Raw genomic sequence first — 16,854 nt, 5'->3', positions numbered from 1 at the left:
GGTCGTCGGGCTCATTCTGCGATGAGTTCCACCCCTTGCGGAAGGGTGCCGTCCTGGCCGGCTTCATGGACGAAGGCGAGCAGAGTAGCGCGAAACGCCTGCGCCGCGCGGGTCGGCTCCACGTCCTTACGGTGCGCCAGCGCGATCGTCCGGGTCAGTCCCGGCGGCGCCAGCGGCGTGCCGGCCACCCCCGGGCGCCCGTCGAGCACCATCGACGGCACCACGGCCACGCCCAGCCCGGCCTCCACGAAACGCAGCACCGCGTCCATCTCGCCGCCCTCGATGGCGAACCTCGGCTCGAACCCGGCCTGCCGGCAGGCCGCCAGCGTCGCCTCCCGCAGGTCGTAGCCACGCCGGAACATCACCAGCGGCCTGCCGCGCAGGTCCTCGATGCGCAGGTACGGCTTGTGCACGCGATCGTGCGCGGGCGAGACCACCACGAGGTTCTCGCGCAGGATGTCCTCGGTCACCAGGGAGGGGTCGTCGTGCTGCAACGGCATGATGATCAGTGACAGGTCGAGCTGGCCGCGGGCCAGGGCGCCCACCAGGTCCCGCGAGCCGCCCTCCTCCACCAGCAGGCCGATCCCCGGGTAGGCGTCGTGGAAACGGGCCAGCACGTCGGCCACCAGCCCGGCGCACAGCGACGGCGTCGCCCCCAGCCGCACCCTGCCCCGGCGCAGGCCGGCGAGCTCGGCGACCTCCTGCCTGGCGGTGTCGGCGTCGGCCAGCATGCGGCGGGCGAGCGGGAGCAGCGCCTCGCCCGCCGGGGTCAGCGTGACGTTGCCCCGGGCACGGGAGAACAGCGGGGCGCCGAGCTCGGCCTCCAGCGCCTTGATCTGCTTGCTCAACGACGGCTGGGCGACCCGCATCCGCTGGGCCGCGTGGGTGAAATGCCTGCTCTCCGCCACCGCGACGAAGTACGCCAACTGCTGCAGCTGCATGTGATATTCCTCGCACCGGCTGACTCGGATGCCCGTACGGCTGCCGTACAAACCAGACATCATAGCCGGAGGCTATGGAAACCAGGCCCGTGATGACTTGGACGGGCACCCGCGCGATACCTAGCGTCAGGAGATGTGACAGCCACGATAGAGCGCGGCGCCGCTACAGCGCCGATTCCCCCCAAGCCCGCTGACAAGCCAACGCGCGGCAGGCCGCGTGGGTTCCTGGCCTCGTCCAACGGCAAGAAAGTCGTCATGGCCGTCACGGGGGCCGTGATGGTGCTCTTCCTCGTCGGCCACATGCTGGGCAACCTCAAGATCTTCATCAGCAGGGACTCGTTCAACGACTACGCGACCGCCCTGCGCACCCTGCTGGAGCCGCTCGCGCCGTACCGGACGCTGCTGACGATCGTGGAGGTCGTGCTCGCCGTCTCGGTCGTGCTGCACATCTGGGCCGCCATCTCCCTGTCGCGCCGCGCCCACGCCGCGCGGCCGGTGAAGTACGCCGCCAAGAAGTCGCAGGCCGGCGGCTACGCGACGCACATCATGCGGTACGGCGGCGTCACGATCGTGCTGTTCCTCGTCTGGCACCTGCTCGACCTGACCTTCGGTGTGGTCAACCCGAAGGGCCCCGTCTCCACGCCGGCCGACCGGATGATCGCAGGGTTCGACCCGTCCCGGTGGTGGATGACGCTGATCTACCTCGTGGCCGTGGTCATGGTCGGTCTGCACCTGCGGCACGGCATCTGGAGCGCCTTCCAGACGCTCGGCTGGGCCAACCGCAACCGCTACAAGGCACTGCGCACGGGCGCCGCGCTGGTCTCCGCCGTACTCGTCATCGGCTTCCTCGCGCCGCCCCTCGCCATCACGTTCGGAGTGGTCAAGTGAAATACGCCGAGGGATCGCCGATCCAGGACACCAAGGCTCCCGAGGGTCCGATCGAGGATCGCTGGGAGAAGCGGAAGTTCGCCGCCAAGCTCGTCAACCCGGCCAACAAGCGCAAGCTCAACGTGATCGTGGTCGGCACCGGCCTGGCCGGCGGGTCCGCCGCCGCGACGCTGGGCGAGCTCGGCTACAACGTCAAGTCGTTCTGCTACCAGGACACGCCTCGGCGCGCGCACTCCATCGCCGCGCAGGGCGGGATCAACGCCGCGAAGAACTACCGCGGCGACGGCGACTCGGTCTACCGCCTGTTCTACGACACGGTAAAGGGCGGCGACTTCCGCTCCCGCGAGTCGAACGTCTACCGGCTGGCCCAGGTCTCGGTGAACATCATCGACCAGGCCGTCGCGCAGGGCGTGCCGTTCGCCCGCGAGTACGGCGGACTGCTCGACACCCGCTCCTTCGGCGGCGCCCAGGTCTCCCGTACGTTCTACGCCCGCGGCCAGACGGGCCAGCAGCTCCTGCTCGGCGCCTACCAGGCGCTGGAACGGCAGGTCGCGGCCGGCACCGTGGAGATGTTCACCCGGCACGAGATGCTCGACCTGATCATCGACAACGGCCGGGCGCGCGGCGTCATCGTGCGGGACATGGTGACCGGCGAGATCGAGCGGCACGTGGCCGACGCCGTCGTGCTCGCCACCGGCGGCTACGGCAACGTGTTCTTCCTGTCCACGAACGCCAAGGGGTGCAACACCACGGCGATCTGGCGGGCGCACGAGCGGGGCGCGTACTTCGCCAACCCCTGCTACACCCAGATCCACCCCACCTGCATCCCGGTCTCCGGCGAGTACCAGTCGAAGCTGACGCTGATGTCGGAGTCGCTGCGCAACGACGGCCGTGTCTGGGTGCCGCTGCGCAAGGGCGACGACCGCCTGCCCGGCGACATTCCGGACGACGAGCGCGACTACTACCTGGAGCGGATCTACCCCGCCTTCGGGAACCTCGTCCCCCGGGACATCGCCTCCCGCGCGGCCAAGAACGTCTGCGACGAGGGTCGTGGCGTCGGCCCCGGCGGCCTCGGCGTCTACCTCGACTTCCGCGACGCGATCGGCCGCCTCGGCCGCGACGCCGTGGAGAAGAAGTACGGCAACCTGTTCGAGATGTACGAGCGCATCACCGGCGAGAACCCATACGACCAGCCGATGCGCATCTACCCGGCCGTCCACTACACGATGGGCGGCCTGTGGGTGGACTACGACCTGCAGTCCACGATCCCCGGCCTGTTCGTGATCGGCGAGGCGAACTTCTCCGACCACGGCGCCAACCGGCTCGGCGCCTCCGCGCTGATGCAGGGCCTGGCCGACGGCTACTTCGTGCTGCCGACCACGCTCGGCGACTATCTGGCGGCCGGGCCGTTCGGCGAGGTCAACGAGGAGGCCGTCGCCGAGGCCGAGGCCAAGGTGACGTCCAGGATCGAGCGGCTGCTCGCTGTCAACGGCACCCGCACCCCGGACTCCTTCCACCGGGAGCTCGGCCGGCTCATGTGGGACTACTGCGGCATGGAGCGCACCGAGGAGTCGCTGCGCAAGGCGCTGGAGCGGATCCCCGAGCTGCGCGCCGAGTTCTGGGCGAACGTCAAGGTTTCCGGCGCCAACGAGGAGCTGAACCAGGTGCTGGAGAAGGCCGGCCGGGTGGCCGACTTCTTCGACCTGGCCGAGCTGATGTGCCTGGACGCGCTGGTGCGCTCGGAGTCGTGCGGTGGCCACTTCCGCGCCGAGTCGCAGGACGCCGACGGCGAGGCCCTGCGCGACGACGAGCACTTCGCGCACGTGTCGGCCTGGGAGCACTCGCCCGAGGGTGAGCCGGTGCTGCACAAGGAACCGCTCGAGTACGACTACGTCAAGATGAGCCAGCGGAGTTACAAGTGAACCTGACCCTCAAGGTCTGGCGGCAGAGCGGCCCCTCCGACTCCGGACGGATGGTGAAATATCGGGTTGAAGAGGTGTCTCCGGACATGTCTTTCCTGGAGATGCTCGACGTCCTGAACGAACGCCTCATCCTCGAAGGCGACGACCCGATCGCCTTCGACCACGACTGCCGCGAAGGCATCTGCGGCATGTGCGGCATGGTCATCAACGGTGTCGCGCACGGCGAGCAGGTGGCCACCACGACCTGCCAGCTGCACATGCGCCACTTCGAGGACGGCGCCACCATCACCATCGAGCCGTGGCGGGCCGCGCCGTTCCCCGTGGTCAAGGACCTGGTCGTGGACCGCAGCGCGTTCGACCGGATCATCCAGGCGGGCGGCTTCGTGTCCGTCCCGGCCGGCTCGGCGCCCGACGCGCACAGCCTGCCGGTCCGCAAGGAGGACGCCGACTCGGCGTTCGACGCGGCCACCTGCATCGGCTGCGGCGCGTGCGTGGCGGCCTGCCCCAACGGCTCCGCCTCCCTCTTCACCGCCGCCAAGATCACCCATCTGAGCCTGCTGCCCCAGGGCCAGCCGGAACGCCTGTCCCGCGCCAAGGCCATGGTGGACCAGATGGACGCCGAGGGCTTCGGCGGCTGCACCAACACCGGCGAGTGCACGGCCGTCTGCCCCAAGGGCATCCCGCTGGACACCATCGCCCAGATGAACAGCGACTACCTCAAGGCCAACGCCAAGTAGGCCGTGTCTTCGGAGAGCCGTACGGGTGCCGTACGGCTCTCTTCAGCTCTGTCTCGTCGGCCGGCATGCCGGCCGGCCCACGCAAAGGGCCTCGCCCTCAGGCGCTTCGCGCCGACCGGCTCAGGCGCCCTCATAAGGCGCCTGCGGCGCAACCCCGGCCTGCGGCGACCGAAGCGGTGTGGCTGGCCATGATCTGGCAGACCACGACGATGAGTAGACCGCCGGCTGCTTTCAACGACCACGTCTGGAGTCGGTGGCCTTCGGGTGCCCGGTCCCCGCCCGGGTTATCCACAAAGTTCGCTGCTCTTCGTCGATTGCGTACCACAAACGGCCGCCCGATGTCGCCTCGTATTGCCACTGCTCCAGAGACTCACCACCAATCTTGACCTCTCCGAGCGCACCTCTCAGGGGATGCTGACGGCTGTCCACATGTCGTGGATCACTGGTGATGGCGACCCAAGCCCGATCCAGATTTTCCGGAGCCTGAGCGAGGAGATGCCCCCACCCCTCAGCGGCACGCCGGTCGGCGAACCGTATGTGCCACGGGTTGGGCCGCGGCACCTCGTCACCTCGGCCCGCCATCACGGTGCGTCTGCCGGCCGGGTGACCTCTGGGCCGTCGCCAGGGAAGGGTCCCTGGAGGTCGCCGGCCAGCTCGGGGTCGCTCCAGATCACAGCGGTGGATCGCCAGGAGGTCAGCGCGCGCCCGAAGGGCAGGAGCTCTCCGGTGTCGGCTCCTGCCATCAACTGACCGAGCAGCTCGCGTACGCACTCCTGCCGCTCTGTCTCCGGCAACCAAGTGAGCCAGGGCAGCTCTTCGGCCAGGACTTCCTCAGCCAGACTCAGGTTACGTCGGGCGACGATGGCCAACGCGCGGGCGGCGATGTGCAGGCTGTCGGATCCGGCTTGGAAGCGCTCCATCCGCATAAGGACAAGGTTCTCGTCATCACGTCGTTCGAGGATGATGTCGGCGTGGTCGAGAGAGGGGAGGACCTGTGATGGGCCGCGCAAGAAAGCGCTGTACTGAAAATTCTTAGTCACCATGGACACAGAATATCTGAACTAGTTCAGATAGGGAACGGTTCGCCTGTGTGGCTCGCCCTTGCCATGGTCGGCGTGACGATGATCGTGCTGCTCATGGCGTCGAAGTCCGCTCTCGGCAAGTTCGCCCGCCCGCGATCCGCCTGATCAACCACTGGCTGTGGCTCCCCCTTCCGGGCGGATGCGCTCATTTTCCGGGGTCCCCCGGTTCATGAACGCTGCTACGCCGTCCAGGATGCGCGCGAGGCCGAAGGAGTAGTCGAACTGCCGCTCCTCCTCGGGAGTGTCCGCCGGGTAGTCGAACGCCCCCGCGTCGATCGCCGTACGCAGGGCGGGGAAGCGCCGCTCGTCGGCGAGCGCGCCCAGCAGGCCGCTGTAGGCGGCGATCGACTCGCCCGAGGCGGCCTCGCCGAGGTCGGCGGTCAGGCGGGCGGCGGTGTGCATGTAGTTGGCCACCAGGAGCACCACCCCGACCTTGTCGCTCTCGGTGAGCCCGGTGCCGCGCAGTGTGCCGAGAGCGCGATCGGTCCAGGCGAGCTGGTTGGGCGTGATCGGCGGCCCGGTGATGGGCAGGTGCACGATCCAGGCATGGGCCCGCAGCATCACCCACTGGGCCCGGCACCAGCGCTCCAGCCCGAGCCGCCAGTCGTCGCAGGACTCGGCTGGCTCGGCCATCTCGGCCGGTAGTGCGGCGACCGAGTTCAGCATGAGGAGCAGCAGCTCGTTCTTGCTCTTGACGTGCCTGTAGAGCGACATCGTGGTGAAGCCGAGCCGCTCGGCGACCCTGGCCATCGAGACGGCGTCGAGGCCGCCGGAGTCGGCCAGCTCCACCGCCGCTCGCACGATGCGGGACAGGCTCAACCCCGTCCTGGGCTCCGGCTGGTCGAGCCGTTGCCAGAGCAGGTCGAGCCCGGCGGGCAGCTTGTCGTCCATCGTTCCTGCCTTCGTTCGAGCTTGCGCTGAGCAGAAGTGTATGTCATACACTCGGTGTATGACATACACAGCGGTGATCGTGGGTGGCGGAATCGCAGGGTCGCTGAGCGCGATCGCTCTGCACAAAGCGGGCATCACCTCCGTCGTCCATGAGGCGTACGACCGGAGTGCGGACCACGTCGGCGCCTTCCTGACCCTGGCGGTGAACGCGCTCGACGCATTACGCGCGCTCGATCTCGACCTGGACGGGGTGGGCTTCGACACGCCGAAAATCACCTTGACCAGTGGTTCCGGCAGGAAACTCGGCGAACTGCCCTACGGCACGGCCGTCTCGGAGGGCGCCAAGAGCCGGACCGTGAAACGTGCCGACCTCTATCGGGCGCTCCGCGACGAGGCCGTCCGCCGCGGCGTGCGCATCGAGTACGGCAAGCGGCTCGTCGAGGCCGAGACCACCGGCGGCCGGGTCCTGGCGAGGTTCGCCGACGGCGGCACGGCCACGGGCGATCTGCTGATCGGCGCGGACGGCCTGCGCTCGCGTACCCGCGAGATCATCGATCCGCACGCTCCGGGCGCGCGGTACGCGGGGCTGCTCAATACGGGCGGCTACGCGCGCGGCGTATCGACCGGGAGTGAACCGGGCACGATGCACGCGATCTTCGGTAAGCGCTGTTTCTTCGTCTACACCGTGGATCCGTACGGAGAGGTGTGGTGGATGGCGCAGCCCGCGCGGGCCGACGAGCCCGCACCGGGCGAGTTGGCCGCGATCACGCCGGAGGAGTGGCGCGCCCGCCTGATCGACCTGTTCCGCCACGACCGCGGGCCCGCGGTGGACCTCATCACCGCGACCGGCGAGATCTTCACCGGCTGGAACACCTACGACCTCCCCACCGTGCCGCGATGGCACCGCGACCGGATGATCGTCATCGGCGACGCCGCCCACGCGACCTCCTCGTCGATCGGGCAGGGCGCGGCCATGGCCATCGAGGACACCGTGGTGCTGGCCAAATGCCTGCGCGACGGCCCCGACGTCGACTCCGCCTTCACCACGTACGAACGGGCGCGGCGCGGGCGCGTGGAACGCGTCGTCGAGCAGGGCAAACGCACCGGCGAGTGGAAGGCGCTCGGCCCGCTCACCAGAGGGGTGCGTGACCTGGTCATGGGCCTGGCCATGAAGCGCATGGCCCGCACCGGCGACGACCCGAGCGGCTGGATCTACGACCACCACCTCGACTGGGACGCGCCGGTCATTGGTCGCGCTGTCGGAGGTCGGCCGTAGAGTGCCGGAGGACACTGTTCGACGAGCCTTCGGGAGACAAGCAATATGGCGGTCCGCATCGACCTGACCTTCGACTGCGCCGATCCGGTGCGGCTGGCGGAGTTCTGGAAGCTGGCGCTGGGCTACGAGGACGAGCCCCCGCCGGCGCCTTACGCGACCCGGGAGGAGTGGCTGGAGCAGTTCGATCTGCCCGAGGACGACGGCGACGGGGCCTGGCTGCACGACCCGGCCGGTGTCGGGCCGCGGCTGAGCCTGCTGGAGGTGCCCGAGCCGAAGACGGCGAAGAATCGGCTGCACATCGACGTCCGCGTGGCCGGTGCCGGCACGGCGGAGGAGAAGTGGGCCAGGATCACGGAGAAGGCCGCGATACTGACGGCGGCCGGGGCCTCGGTCCTGTGGGAGGACCCCGGTCACCACGTGACCATGGCCGACCCGGAGGGCAACGAATTCTGCGTCTGCTGAGACTCGATGGGCTGCACATCCTAAACTGTATGCTTCGAAACATACAGAAGAGGTGACGCCATGGAGAAACCCGCGCGGGTGCTGGCGCGAGACACCGAGTGGTCGACATTGGCGCAGTTCGTCGAGCACCCCGACGCCCGGTTGCGGCTGGGTGTCGTGTCGGGGCGGAGACGAGTGGGGAAGAGCTACCTGCTGCGCGCGCTCGCCGAGGCCGGCGGAGGGCTCTACGTCACCGCGGTCGCGGAGGAAGGAGTCGTGCCCGCGAGACGGCGGCTCGCCGCGGACATAGCGCGATACGCGGGCATCGAGACTTCGCTCATCGGCGACGCGAGCTGGGAATCCCTCCTGACCACCGCCATCGACCTGGTGCTACGCCGCAGCGGGAGTTCCGGCCTGCTGGTCATCGATGAACTGCCGTACTGGATGACGCACTCGCCCGAGCTGCCCGGCCTGCTCCAGTTGCTGTACGACCAGTCGCAGGCAGGCCATGGGCACCAGGGTGGGCGGGTGATCGTGTGCGGTTCGGCGATCTCGGTGATGAACGAGTTGCTGTCGGGCACCAAGGCGTTGCGTGGCCGGGCCGCACTGGATCTGCGTCTGCGGCCGTTCGACCTGCCCACCATGGCGCGGCACTGGGAGGTCGGCGATCCATCCGTGGCCTTGAGGATGCACGCCGTCTTGGGAGGCTCCCCGGGCTACCGAAATCTGGCCGGCGTGCCGGCGCCGCAACGGCCGGAAGAGCTGGACGCCTGGGTCCAGGCCACGGTCCTGGACCCGACCCAGGCGCTGTACTCCGGAAGCGAGAGCGAATACCTGCTGCGCGAGGACCCACGGTTCACCGGGAGCACGCTGCACTACGGGATCATCAACGCCGTCGCGGGCGGGGCCACGAGCCCGGCCAAGATCGGTGGGCTGCTGGAGCTTCCCCGCTCATCGCTGACACGTCCGATCGAAGCATTGGTGAGCGCGGGATACCTGCGGCACGACAGCGACCCGCTGTGGGAACGACGGTCGGTGATCAGCGTCGCCGACCCCATCATCCGCTTCCACAACCTGATGACCGTCCCCCAGCGTGATCTCGTCGACACCGGCCGGTCAGCCGAGGCCTGGCGGCGGGCTCGGCCCACCTTCGCGGCCCGCATCCTGGGGCCGCACTTCGAGGACTGCGCCAGGGCCTGGCTCCGAGGTCAAGCCGACCCTGCCGTCTACCACTCTGCGGGCCAGGTCACCGCCACGGTGGTCAACGACAGGAAAGGCCAGGCCAAGCATGAGATCGACGTCATCGCCCTGGACAAGCGGGCAGGGCAGGCGGTGATCGGCCTCATCGGCGAGGCCAAGGCGACCGTGACCAGACGCGGCGTGGCGGACCTCGACCGGATGGACGGCCTCAAAACACTGCTGGGCGAGCATGAGCACGACACGACGATGGCGACCCTGGCGATCTTCTCCCTCGAAGGCTTCCACCCTGAGCTGATCGCCACGGCACAGCGCAGGGGCGATGTCCTCCTGGTCGATCTGGAGACGATGTTCGGACTCAGGGGGCCGGTGGCCGTGCCGACGGCGGGCGGCGCCGCAGGGAGAACCAGAGGACCGACGCCGTGAGGGCGGCGAGCGTCCCCGCGACCCCCATGACGGCCGCAACCGAGATGTGGTCGACGACGACGCCACCGGCCAGCGCGCCGAGGGACAGCGTGGCCTGGAACGACGAGGTGAACAGGATCGAGGCGGCCTCCGGCGCGTGCGGAGCCGACCTGGCGAACCAGGTCTGCGAGCAGACCGGCACCGCGCCGTACGCGATGCCCCAGATGACCAGCAGCGTCAACGCGCCCGCCATGGAGCCCCCGGCCACCGGGAGCAGGGCGGTGGCGGTGGCCAGCAGGGCGGCGGCGGTCATGGACGTGGCGCGCGGGTGGCGGGACAGCGCCGCGCCCGCCAGGAAGTTCCCGGCGATCCCGGCGACTCCGTACACCAGCAGGTAGGTGGTGACCGAGCCCGCGCTCACCTGCGTGACCTGCAGCAGGAAGGGAGTGACGTACGTGTACGCGCCGAAGTGGGCGAGCACGATGAGGACGGTCGCGAGCAGCGCCAGCCGAATGCCGCCGTCGCCGAGGAGGTCGCGCAGCGCGGACAGGCGGGTGGGCTGCCCGGCCGGCAGCGATGGCAGCAGCACCAGGAGCGCGACGAACACCCCCAGGCTCAACAGGCCCATGACCACGAACGCCATCCGCCACCCGGCCAGATGCCCGATCAGCGTGCCGACCGGCACACCCAGCACCGAGCCCAGCGGGACGGCGGAGAAGATCACCGCCGTGGCCGTGCCTGCCTGCTCACGCCGGACCAGCCGTACGGCCAGACCCGCCCCGATGGACCAGAAGCCGCCGATGGTGAGGCCGACCAGCGCCCGGGAGATCATCATCACCCAGTAGGCCGGGGCCGCGGCGGCCAAAAAGTCCGCCACCGCCAGCAGCAGCATCAGCGCGCAGAGCATGAACCGCCGATCAAGTCGCGCGGTCACGACGGTGAGGGACGGCGCCGCGACGGCGGCCAGCAATCCGGGCAGCGTCATGGTCAGGCCCGCCGTGCCGTCCGAGATCCCGAACGTGGACGCGATGGGCGTCAGCAGCCCGATGGGCAGGATTTCCGTGGTGACGATGGCGAAGATGCCCATCATTACCGCGACGACGGCCGGCCAGATCGTCAGCGGCGAGCGAGATGGTCGAGTGGGGGCTTCCAGCACTGGTAGGTCCCTATGGTCGGCGAACTGCTGTCACGAAGCAGTGCAGCAGCCGGGGACGCCAGAAGCTGGCGGGTTTCCGACCTGAGCGATCGGCCTGAACGCTATTATAGATGCATCTATAATATCTATACGCATAGCTATCGGAGGATCAAGGTGATCCAGAAGCCTGAGCGGTTGTTCGGGCGAGAGCCGGAGTGGGCGGAGCTGGTCGACTTCGTGACGGCTCCGGTCGCGGGCGCGACGCTCGGGCTCGTCTACGGTCGCCGGCGCCAGGGCAAGACGCTCATGCTGGAGTTGCTGGCACGCGAGACGGGCGGCATGCTCTTCGCCGCCACGCAGCAGACCGAGGAGCAGAACCTCGCCGACCTGGGGGCCGCGTACGCCGCGCATCGAGGGCTGCGGCAGCCGGTCGTCTTCAGCAGCTGGCGGGACGGGCTCGATGAGTTGCTGCGCCTCGGCGAGGAGCGGGCGGTGCCCGTAATCATCGACGAGTTCCCCTACCTGGTGTCCGCGACGCCCGGCCTGCCGTCCTACCTCCAGCAGGCACTCAGCCCGCTCGGGCATGCCAAGGAGCACACCAGGACGCGACTCATCCTGTGCGGCAGCGCTCTCACCACCATGGCCCAGTTGCTCGGCGGCGGCGCTCCGCTGCGCGGGCGGGCGGTGCTGGAGCTGGTGGTCAGGCCGTTCGGCTTCCGGGAGGCGAGCGCGTTCTGGGGGCTGGATCACGATCCTGAGCTGGCGTTCCGGGTGAATGCCCTGGTCGGTGGGACCCCCGCGTACCTGGAGATGTGCGGCGGGTCAGGACCGGCCGCCCGTGGCGAGTTCGACCGGTGGGTGGGGCGGCGCCTGCTCAACCCGGCCTCGGCGATGTTCCGGGAGGGCGGGCTCCTGCTTCGCGAGGAGCCGTCGATCACCGATCCCAGCTCGTACGCGGCCACGTTGACGGCCATCAGCGCCGGAAACCATCGCCGTTCCGAGATCGCCGCCGCACTGGGACGCCCCGCCACGGCCATGGCGCACCTGCTGGGGGGATTGACCGACATCGGGCTCGTAGAGCAGGTGGACGACGCGCTGCGGGACAAGCGGAGCGTGTTCAGGATCGCCGAGCCGGTCGTCCGCCTGCATCAGCTGATCAGTCAGCGGTACGAGCCCCAGCTGGTGACCGGCCGGGCCGAGCACGTTTGGCAGGTGAACGCCGACACCGTGGCGTCGAGGATCTACGGGCCCCACTTCGAAGATCTCGCCCGGCAGTGGTGCTTCCAGCACGCGTCCACAGAGACCCTCGGCGGAGTCGCCACGGCCGTCCGTCCCAGTGAGATCGCCTGCCGACAGCACCGCCGGGGACACGAACTCGATCTGGTGATCGTCGAGAGAAGCTCGTTCGCCGCCGACCGGATCATCGCGATCGGCGAGGCCAAGGCCACTACGATGCCCATGGACCTGCCCCAGCTCCAGCGGCTGGAGCATCTGCGGGCACTGCTCCCGGACGCCCGCGTCGAAGCGCCGCCCAAACTGCTGCTGTTCGCCCGGTCCGGCTTCGCCGGTGAGCTGGCTCGCGTCGCGGACGGGCGCGCCGACGTCGAGCTCGTGGATCTGCCGCGCCTGTACGGCGGCGAATAGGCGCTACGGCGTCCAGGTGGCGGTGTCGTCGATGCGTCGGCGCCACAGTTTCTCGCTCTCGCCGCCCGGCTCCCAGCGGGCGCTGAAGTCGAGCAGGTCGCGGCAGCGGGCCAGCATGCAGGCGTGCCGATCCGGCCACGCCGGCACGGCGGCGGCGTAGGCGTCGAAGAAGTGGCGCAGGTGCGGCACGTGCTCCGGATGGTGGGCGCGGACGATCCACTCGCACCAGGCCAGATCCTCAAGCGGGTGCCCCGGGTGGGCCCACTCCCAGTCGAGGATGGCGGCCGTCTCGTACGTCACCGGATCGAACAGCATGTTCTGCGGCCCGTAGTCGCCGTGCACGATGCCCAGCCGGTGCAGGCGGGCCAGGGTGCGCCCGCACTCGGCGAGCACTTCGGCGGCCCGGCCGTCGTCGAGCAGGTCCTGGCCGTGCGCACCGGGCACGAACCGCATGCTCACGCTCGTGTCGGTGACGGAATGCACCCGCGGCACGGGCAACCGGCCCCGCAGCCGCCGCAGGAACCTGGCCTCCGTCCTGAGCCGGACCCCGGCGTCAGGGCCCTGGTAACACTTGACGACCAGAGCGCCGTCTCCGACCGTGCTGTTGGTGTACCCGTGCTCCACAGCCAACGATTGTGGCCTACTCCTGGGGCAGGTGTGAGACGGCGCGCCCGGATTGTCAGCATGTTGTACGCGGTGTCATATCGATCATATTTTCGGTCACTTCGCGCAACGGTGCAGCTGAAAAATCGTTTGTGTGACCAGCGATCTTTTGAAAATGTTGTCGGGCTATGCGCCCCCTCCCCGAAGCCGATCCCGGCATGCCCGACATTCGCAGCCCGCTCCGCTACCTGTGGTGGAACGCGCGCCGGCAGAGCCGTGCCCTGCTGACCGGCATCGCCTTCGCCACCCTGTGGTGGCTGGTCCAGGCATTGGTGCCGGCCGTGCTCGGCAAGGGGGTCGACGCCGTCCGGGCGCAGGACACCCGCGCCTTGCTCACCTGGTCGGCGATCTTGCTCGGCCTCGGCCTGGTGCAGGCGGTCACCGGCATCATGCGCCACCGCTTCGCCGTCTTCAACTGGCTGTCGGCCGCCTACCGCACCGTACAACTGACCGCCAGGCACGCCGCCCGGCTCGGCGCCACCCTGCCCAAGCGGCTGTCGACCGGCGAGGTCGTCAGCGTCGGTAACTCCGACATCGCGCACATCGGCGGCTCGATGGACATCCTGCTGCGCGGCACCGGCGCGATCGTGGCGATCGTCACGGTCACCGTGATCCTCCTGTCCACCTCGCTGCCGCTCGGGCTGCTCGTGCTGTTCGGCGTGCCGCTCATGGCCCTGGCCGTCGGTCCGCTGCTCAAACCGCTGCACAGACGGCAGAAGCGGCACCGTGACCTGACCGGAGACCTGTCCACCCGATCGGCCGACATCGTCGCGGGCCTGCGGGTGCTGCGCGGCATCGGCGGCGAGCAGGTGTTCGCCGGCCGCTACCGCGAGGAGTCCCAGCGCGTCCGGCACGCGGGCGTCGGCGTGGCCAAGGTCGAGTCGCTGCTCGAAGGCGCCCAGATCGTGCTGCCCGGCCTGCTCATCGCGCTCGTCACCGGCCTCGGCGCGTCGTTCGCCATCGCCGACGAGATCACCCCCGGCCAGCTCGTCTCCTTCTACACCTACGCGGTGTTCCTGATCGGGCCGATGCGCACCATCACCGAGACCGCCGACCGGCTGACCAAGGGGCACGTCGCGGCGCGTCGCGTGGTCCGGATCCTGGCCATCGAGCCGGAGATGACCGGCGGCACCGACGAGGCCGTGGGCGGTGTCCTGCGCGACAGCTACAGCGGCGTGACCGTCCTGCCCGGCAGGCTGACCGCCCTGGCGGCCGGCACACCCGAGGACGCCACCGTGATCGCCGACCGGCTCGGCCGTTACAGCGCGGGCGACGTCACCTTCGGCCCCGCCGACCTGGCCACCCTGCCCATCGACGAGGTCCGCGCGCGCATCCTGGTCGCCGACAACGGCGCCCGCCTGTTCACCGGCCGCCTGCGCGACGAGCTCGACGTACGCGGCACCGCCTCCGCCGAGCAGATCCAGCAGGCGCTGTACGCGGCCTGCGCGGAGGACATCGTCGAGGCGCTGCCCGACGGCCTCGACGCCCAGGTGGCGGAGGCGGGGCGGGAGTTCTCCGGCGGCCAGCAGCAGCGGCTCCGGCTGGCCAGAGCACTGCTCGCCGACCCGGAGGTGCTCATCCTGGTGGAGCCGACCAGCGCCGTTGACGCCCACAGCGAGGCCCGCATCGCCGAGCGGCTGGCCAAGGCCCGCGCCGGCAAGACCACGCTGGTCTGCACGACCAGCCCGCTCGTGCTCGACCGCACCGACCAGGTGATCTACGTACGGGACGGCCGGGTGCACGCCGAAGGCACCCACCGCGACCTCCTGGACACCTCACCCGCCTACGCCGCAACCGTGACCAGAGGGGAGGACTGACGAGATGGCACGTGAGATTCTGCCCGTCGCCGATCAGAGACAGGTGCGCGCCTACGCCCGGCGGCTCACCCTGAGATACCCGCGCCGGCTCGGTGTCGCCCTCGGCCTGCACGGGCTCGCGGCCGCCGCCGGGCTGGCCGTGCCGTGGCAGCTCGGCGGCCTGGTGCAGGACGTCCAGGACGGTGTCCAGGTGAACCCCTGGCTCGTCGCCGCGGGCATCGGCGCCTTCCTGCTGCTCCAAGGTGTGCTCGTGCGCTACGCGGTGCTCGCCTCGGCCAAACTGGGCGAGAAGGTGCTGGCCCGGCTGCGCGAGGAGTTCGTCGACCGGGTGCTCGCCCTGCCGCTGTCCACCGTCGAGCGCGCGGGCGCCGGCGACCTGCTCACCAGGACCTCCCGCGACGTCGACTCCCTGTCCAGGACGGTCCGGCACGCGGTCCCGGAGACGTTGATCGCGCTCGTCACGTTCACGATCACCGTCGGCGCGCTGGTGCTGGTCGGCCCGCTGCTCATGCTCCCCGTGCTGATCACCTCGCCGCTGCTGTACTTCACCACCCGCTGGTACCTCAAGCGGGCCCGCGACGGCTACCTGCGCGAGAACGCCGCCTACGCGGAGATGACCGAAGGACTGGCCGAGACGGTCGAGGGCGCCCGAGTCATCGAGGCGCTCGGCCTGCATCAGCGACGGCAGGAGCGCACCGATCGCGACATCACCAGGTCGTACGCCGCCGAACGCTACACGCTGCGCCTGCGTACCATCTGGTTCCCCACCGTGGAGCTCGGCTATGTGATCCCGGTCGTCTCGACGCTGCTGGCCGGCGGCCTCCTCTACACCCGTGGCTGGGTCACGCTGGACCAGGTGGTCACCGCCACCCTGCTTGCGCAGCAGCTCATCGACCCGCTCGACCGTTTCCTGATGTGGATCGACGAGCTGCAGGTCGGCGGCGCGGCCATGTCCCGCCTCCTCGGCGTCGCCAACGTGCCCGACGACCGGGCCCCCACCGACGACCGACCGGCGAGCGAACTGCTGCGGGCCGACGAGGTGCGCTACGCCTACCGTGCGGGCCGCGACGTGCTGCACGGCGTGTCACTCACCGTCCGGCCCGGCGAGCGGCTGGCCATGGTGGGCCCGTCAGGCGCCGGCAAGTCCACCCTGGGCAGGCTCCTGGCGGGCATCCACGGCCCACGCGCCGGCGCGGTCTCCGTCGGCGGCGTCCCCCTCGTGGACCTGCCCCTGGACGACCTACGTGGGCACGTCGCGCTGGTCACCCAGGAGCACCACATCTTCAAGGGCAGCCTGCGCGACAACCTGCTGATCGCCCGCCCGGATGCCGACGACACCGCCGTCCGCGACGCCCTCACCGCGGTGGACGCCCTCGACTGGGTGCTCACCCTGCCGGACGGCCTGGACACGGAGGTCGGCTCAGGAGGAGTGCTCATCCCACCGGCACACGCCCAGCAACTCGCCCTCGCCCGCCTCGTCCTGGCGGACCCGCACACCCTGGTCCTGGACGAGGCCACCTCCCTGATCGACCCGCGAGCGGCCAGACACCTCGAACGCTCTCTCGCCGCCGTGCTCGACGGCCGCACCGTCATCGCCATCGCCCACCGCCTCTACACGGCCCACGACGCGGACCGCGTCGCCGTGGTGGAGGACGGCCGCATCACCGAACTCGGCTCCCACGACGAGCTGGTGGCCCAGGGCGGCTCGTACGCGGCCCTGTGGGCCAGCTGGCACGGCACCCCGTCCCCGGATCAACGTCAGAGTGAGGTCGTACGGCCGACCAGGTGACGAGCGCCGCGTCCCAGGAGACCCAG

General features: G+C 69.8%; 14 protein-coding genes. 9 read left to right on the top strand and 5 right to left on the bottom strand.

Annotation, left to right across the window (positions count from 1 at the left end; translation table 11 throughout):
* Positions 1–11: 11 nt before the first annotated feature.
* Complete coding sequence (locus IEY87_RS28380; RefSeq protein ID WP_189142010.1) at positions 12–941, bottom strand: LysR family transcriptional regulator; 930 nt, start codon at positions 939–941, stop codon at positions 12–14.
* Between the two features lie 135 nt (positions 942–1,076).
* Between IEY87_RS28380 and IEY87_RS28375 the strand changes: the two genes are divergently transcribed.
* From IEY87_RS28375 to IEY87_RS28365, 3 genes are read left to right on the top strand one after another with little or no spacing between them, the layout of a single operon-like run.
* Positions 1,077–1,829, top strand: coding sequence for a succinate dehydrogenase cytochrome b subunit (locus tag IEY87_RS28375; RefSeq protein ID WP_189141854.1), 753 nt, complete (start codon positions 1,077–1,079; stop codon positions 1,827–1,829).
* Positions 1,826–3,751, top strand: coding sequence for a fumarate reductase/succinate dehydrogenase flavoprotein subunit (locus IEY87_RS28370; RefSeq protein WP_189141853.1), 1,926 nt, complete (start codon positions 1,826–1,828; stop codon positions 3,749–3,751). Before IEY87_RS28375 ends, IEY87_RS28370 begins: the two co-directional genes overlap by 4 nt.
* Entirely contained in the window at positions 3,748–4,488 is a 741-nt protein-coding gene (locus tag IEY87_RS28365) for a succinate dehydrogenase/fumarate reductase iron-sulfur subunit (RefSeq protein WP_189141852.1), read from the top strand. The genes IEY87_RS28370 and IEY87_RS28365 overlap by 4 nt, the downstream gene beginning before the upstream one ends.
* 581 nt (positions 4,489–5,069) lie before the next feature.
* On the opposite strand, the gene IEY87_RS28360 is transcribed toward IEY87_RS28365, so the two are convergent.
* Together IEY87_RS28360 and IEY87_RS28355 are read right to left on the bottom strand one after the other, a co-directional pair.
* Entirely contained in the window at positions 5,070–5,408 is a 339-nt protein-coding gene (locus IEY87_RS28360; protein ID WP_225277759.1) for a hypothetical protein, read from the bottom strand.
* 267 nt (positions 5,409–5,675) lie between these two features.
* Positions 5,676–6,461, bottom strand: coding sequence for a TetR/AcrR family transcriptional regulator (locus tag IEY87_RS28355; RefSeq protein WP_189141850.1), 786 nt, complete (start codon positions 6,459–6,461; stop codon positions 5,676–5,678).
* A gap of 58 nt (positions 6,462–6,519) precedes the next feature.
* On the opposite strand from IEY87_RS28355, the gene IEY87_RS28350 reads away from it, so the two are divergent.
* Genes IEY87_RS28350 through IEY87_RS28340 form a run of 3 tightly spaced genes read left to right on the top strand, consistent with a single transcriptional unit; the run spans position 6,520 to position 9,801 of the window.
* The gene (locus tag IEY87_RS28350; RefSeq protein WP_189141849.1) at positions 6,520–7,737 is read left to right on the top strand and encodes an FAD-dependent oxidoreductase; all 1,218 of its coding nucleotides are present in this window, start codon (positions 6,520–6,522) and stop codon (positions 7,735–7,737) included.
* A gap of 45 nt (positions 7,738–7,782) precedes the next feature.
* A complete protein-coding gene (locus IEY87_RS28345) occupies positions 7,783–8,199 on the top strand; it encodes a VOC family protein (protein ID WP_189141848.1) in 417 nt (138 codons plus the stop codon).
* Between the two features lie 60 nt (positions 8,200–8,259).
* Positions 8,260–9,801, top strand: a complete 1,542-nt coding sequence (locus IEY87_RS28340) for an ATP-binding protein (RefSeq protein WP_225277760.1) — start codon at positions 8,260–8,262, stop codon at positions 9,799–9,801.
* On the opposite strand, the gene IEY87_RS28335 is transcribed toward IEY87_RS28340, so the two are convergent.
* Positions 9,734–10,870: an MFS transporter gene (locus IEY87_RS28335; protein ID WP_189141847.1), complete on the bottom strand. Its 1,137-nt coding sequence runs from the start codon at positions 10,868–10,870 to the stop codon at positions 9,734–9,736. The genes IEY87_RS28340 and IEY87_RS28335 overlap by 68 nt on opposite strands.
* A gap of 219 nt (positions 10,871–11,089) precedes the next feature.
* On the opposite strand from IEY87_RS28335, the gene IEY87_RS28330 reads away from it, so the two are divergent.
* Complete coding sequence (locus tag IEY87_RS28330) at positions 11,090–12,559, top strand: AAA family ATPase (RefSeq protein WP_189141846.1); 1,470 nt, start codon at positions 11,090–11,092, stop codon at positions 12,557–12,559.
* Positions 12,560–12,562: 3 nt separating this feature from the next.
* Here IEY87_RS28330 and IEY87_RS28325 read toward each other — a convergent pair whose 3' ends face one another.
* On the bottom strand, positions 12,563–13,183 hold the full coding sequence (locus IEY87_RS28325) for a phosphotransferase (protein WP_189141845.1): 621 nt from the start codon (positions 13,181–13,183) through the stop codon (positions 12,563–12,565).
* A gap of 167 nt (positions 13,184–13,350) precedes the next feature.
* Here IEY87_RS28325 and IEY87_RS28320 point away from each other — a divergent pair, with 167 nt between their 5' ends.
* Both IEY87_RS28320 and IEY87_RS28315 read left to right on the top strand, forming a co-directional pair.
* Complete coding sequence (locus IEY87_RS28320) at positions 13,351–15,039, top strand: ABC transporter ATP-binding protein (RefSeq protein WP_189141844.1); 1,689 nt, start codon at positions 13,351–13,353, stop codon at positions 15,037–15,039.
* 4 nt (positions 15,040–15,043) lie between these two features.
* Positions 15,044–16,828: an ABC transporter ATP-binding protein gene (locus tag IEY87_RS28315; RefSeq protein WP_189141843.1), complete on the top strand. Its 1,785-nt coding sequence runs from the start codon at positions 15,044–15,046 to the stop codon at positions 16,826–16,828.
* The last annotated feature ends 26 nt before the right edge of the window (positions 16,829–16,854 follow it).

The organism is Nonomuraea glycinis (assembly GCF_014646515.1).
In the GTDB taxonomy this organism is placed as follows: Bacteria; Actinomycetota; Actinomycetes; order Streptosporangiales; family Streptosporangiaceae; genus Nonomuraea; species Nonomuraea glycinis.
This window is presented reverse-complemented; position numbering and strand designations above follow the sequence as displayed.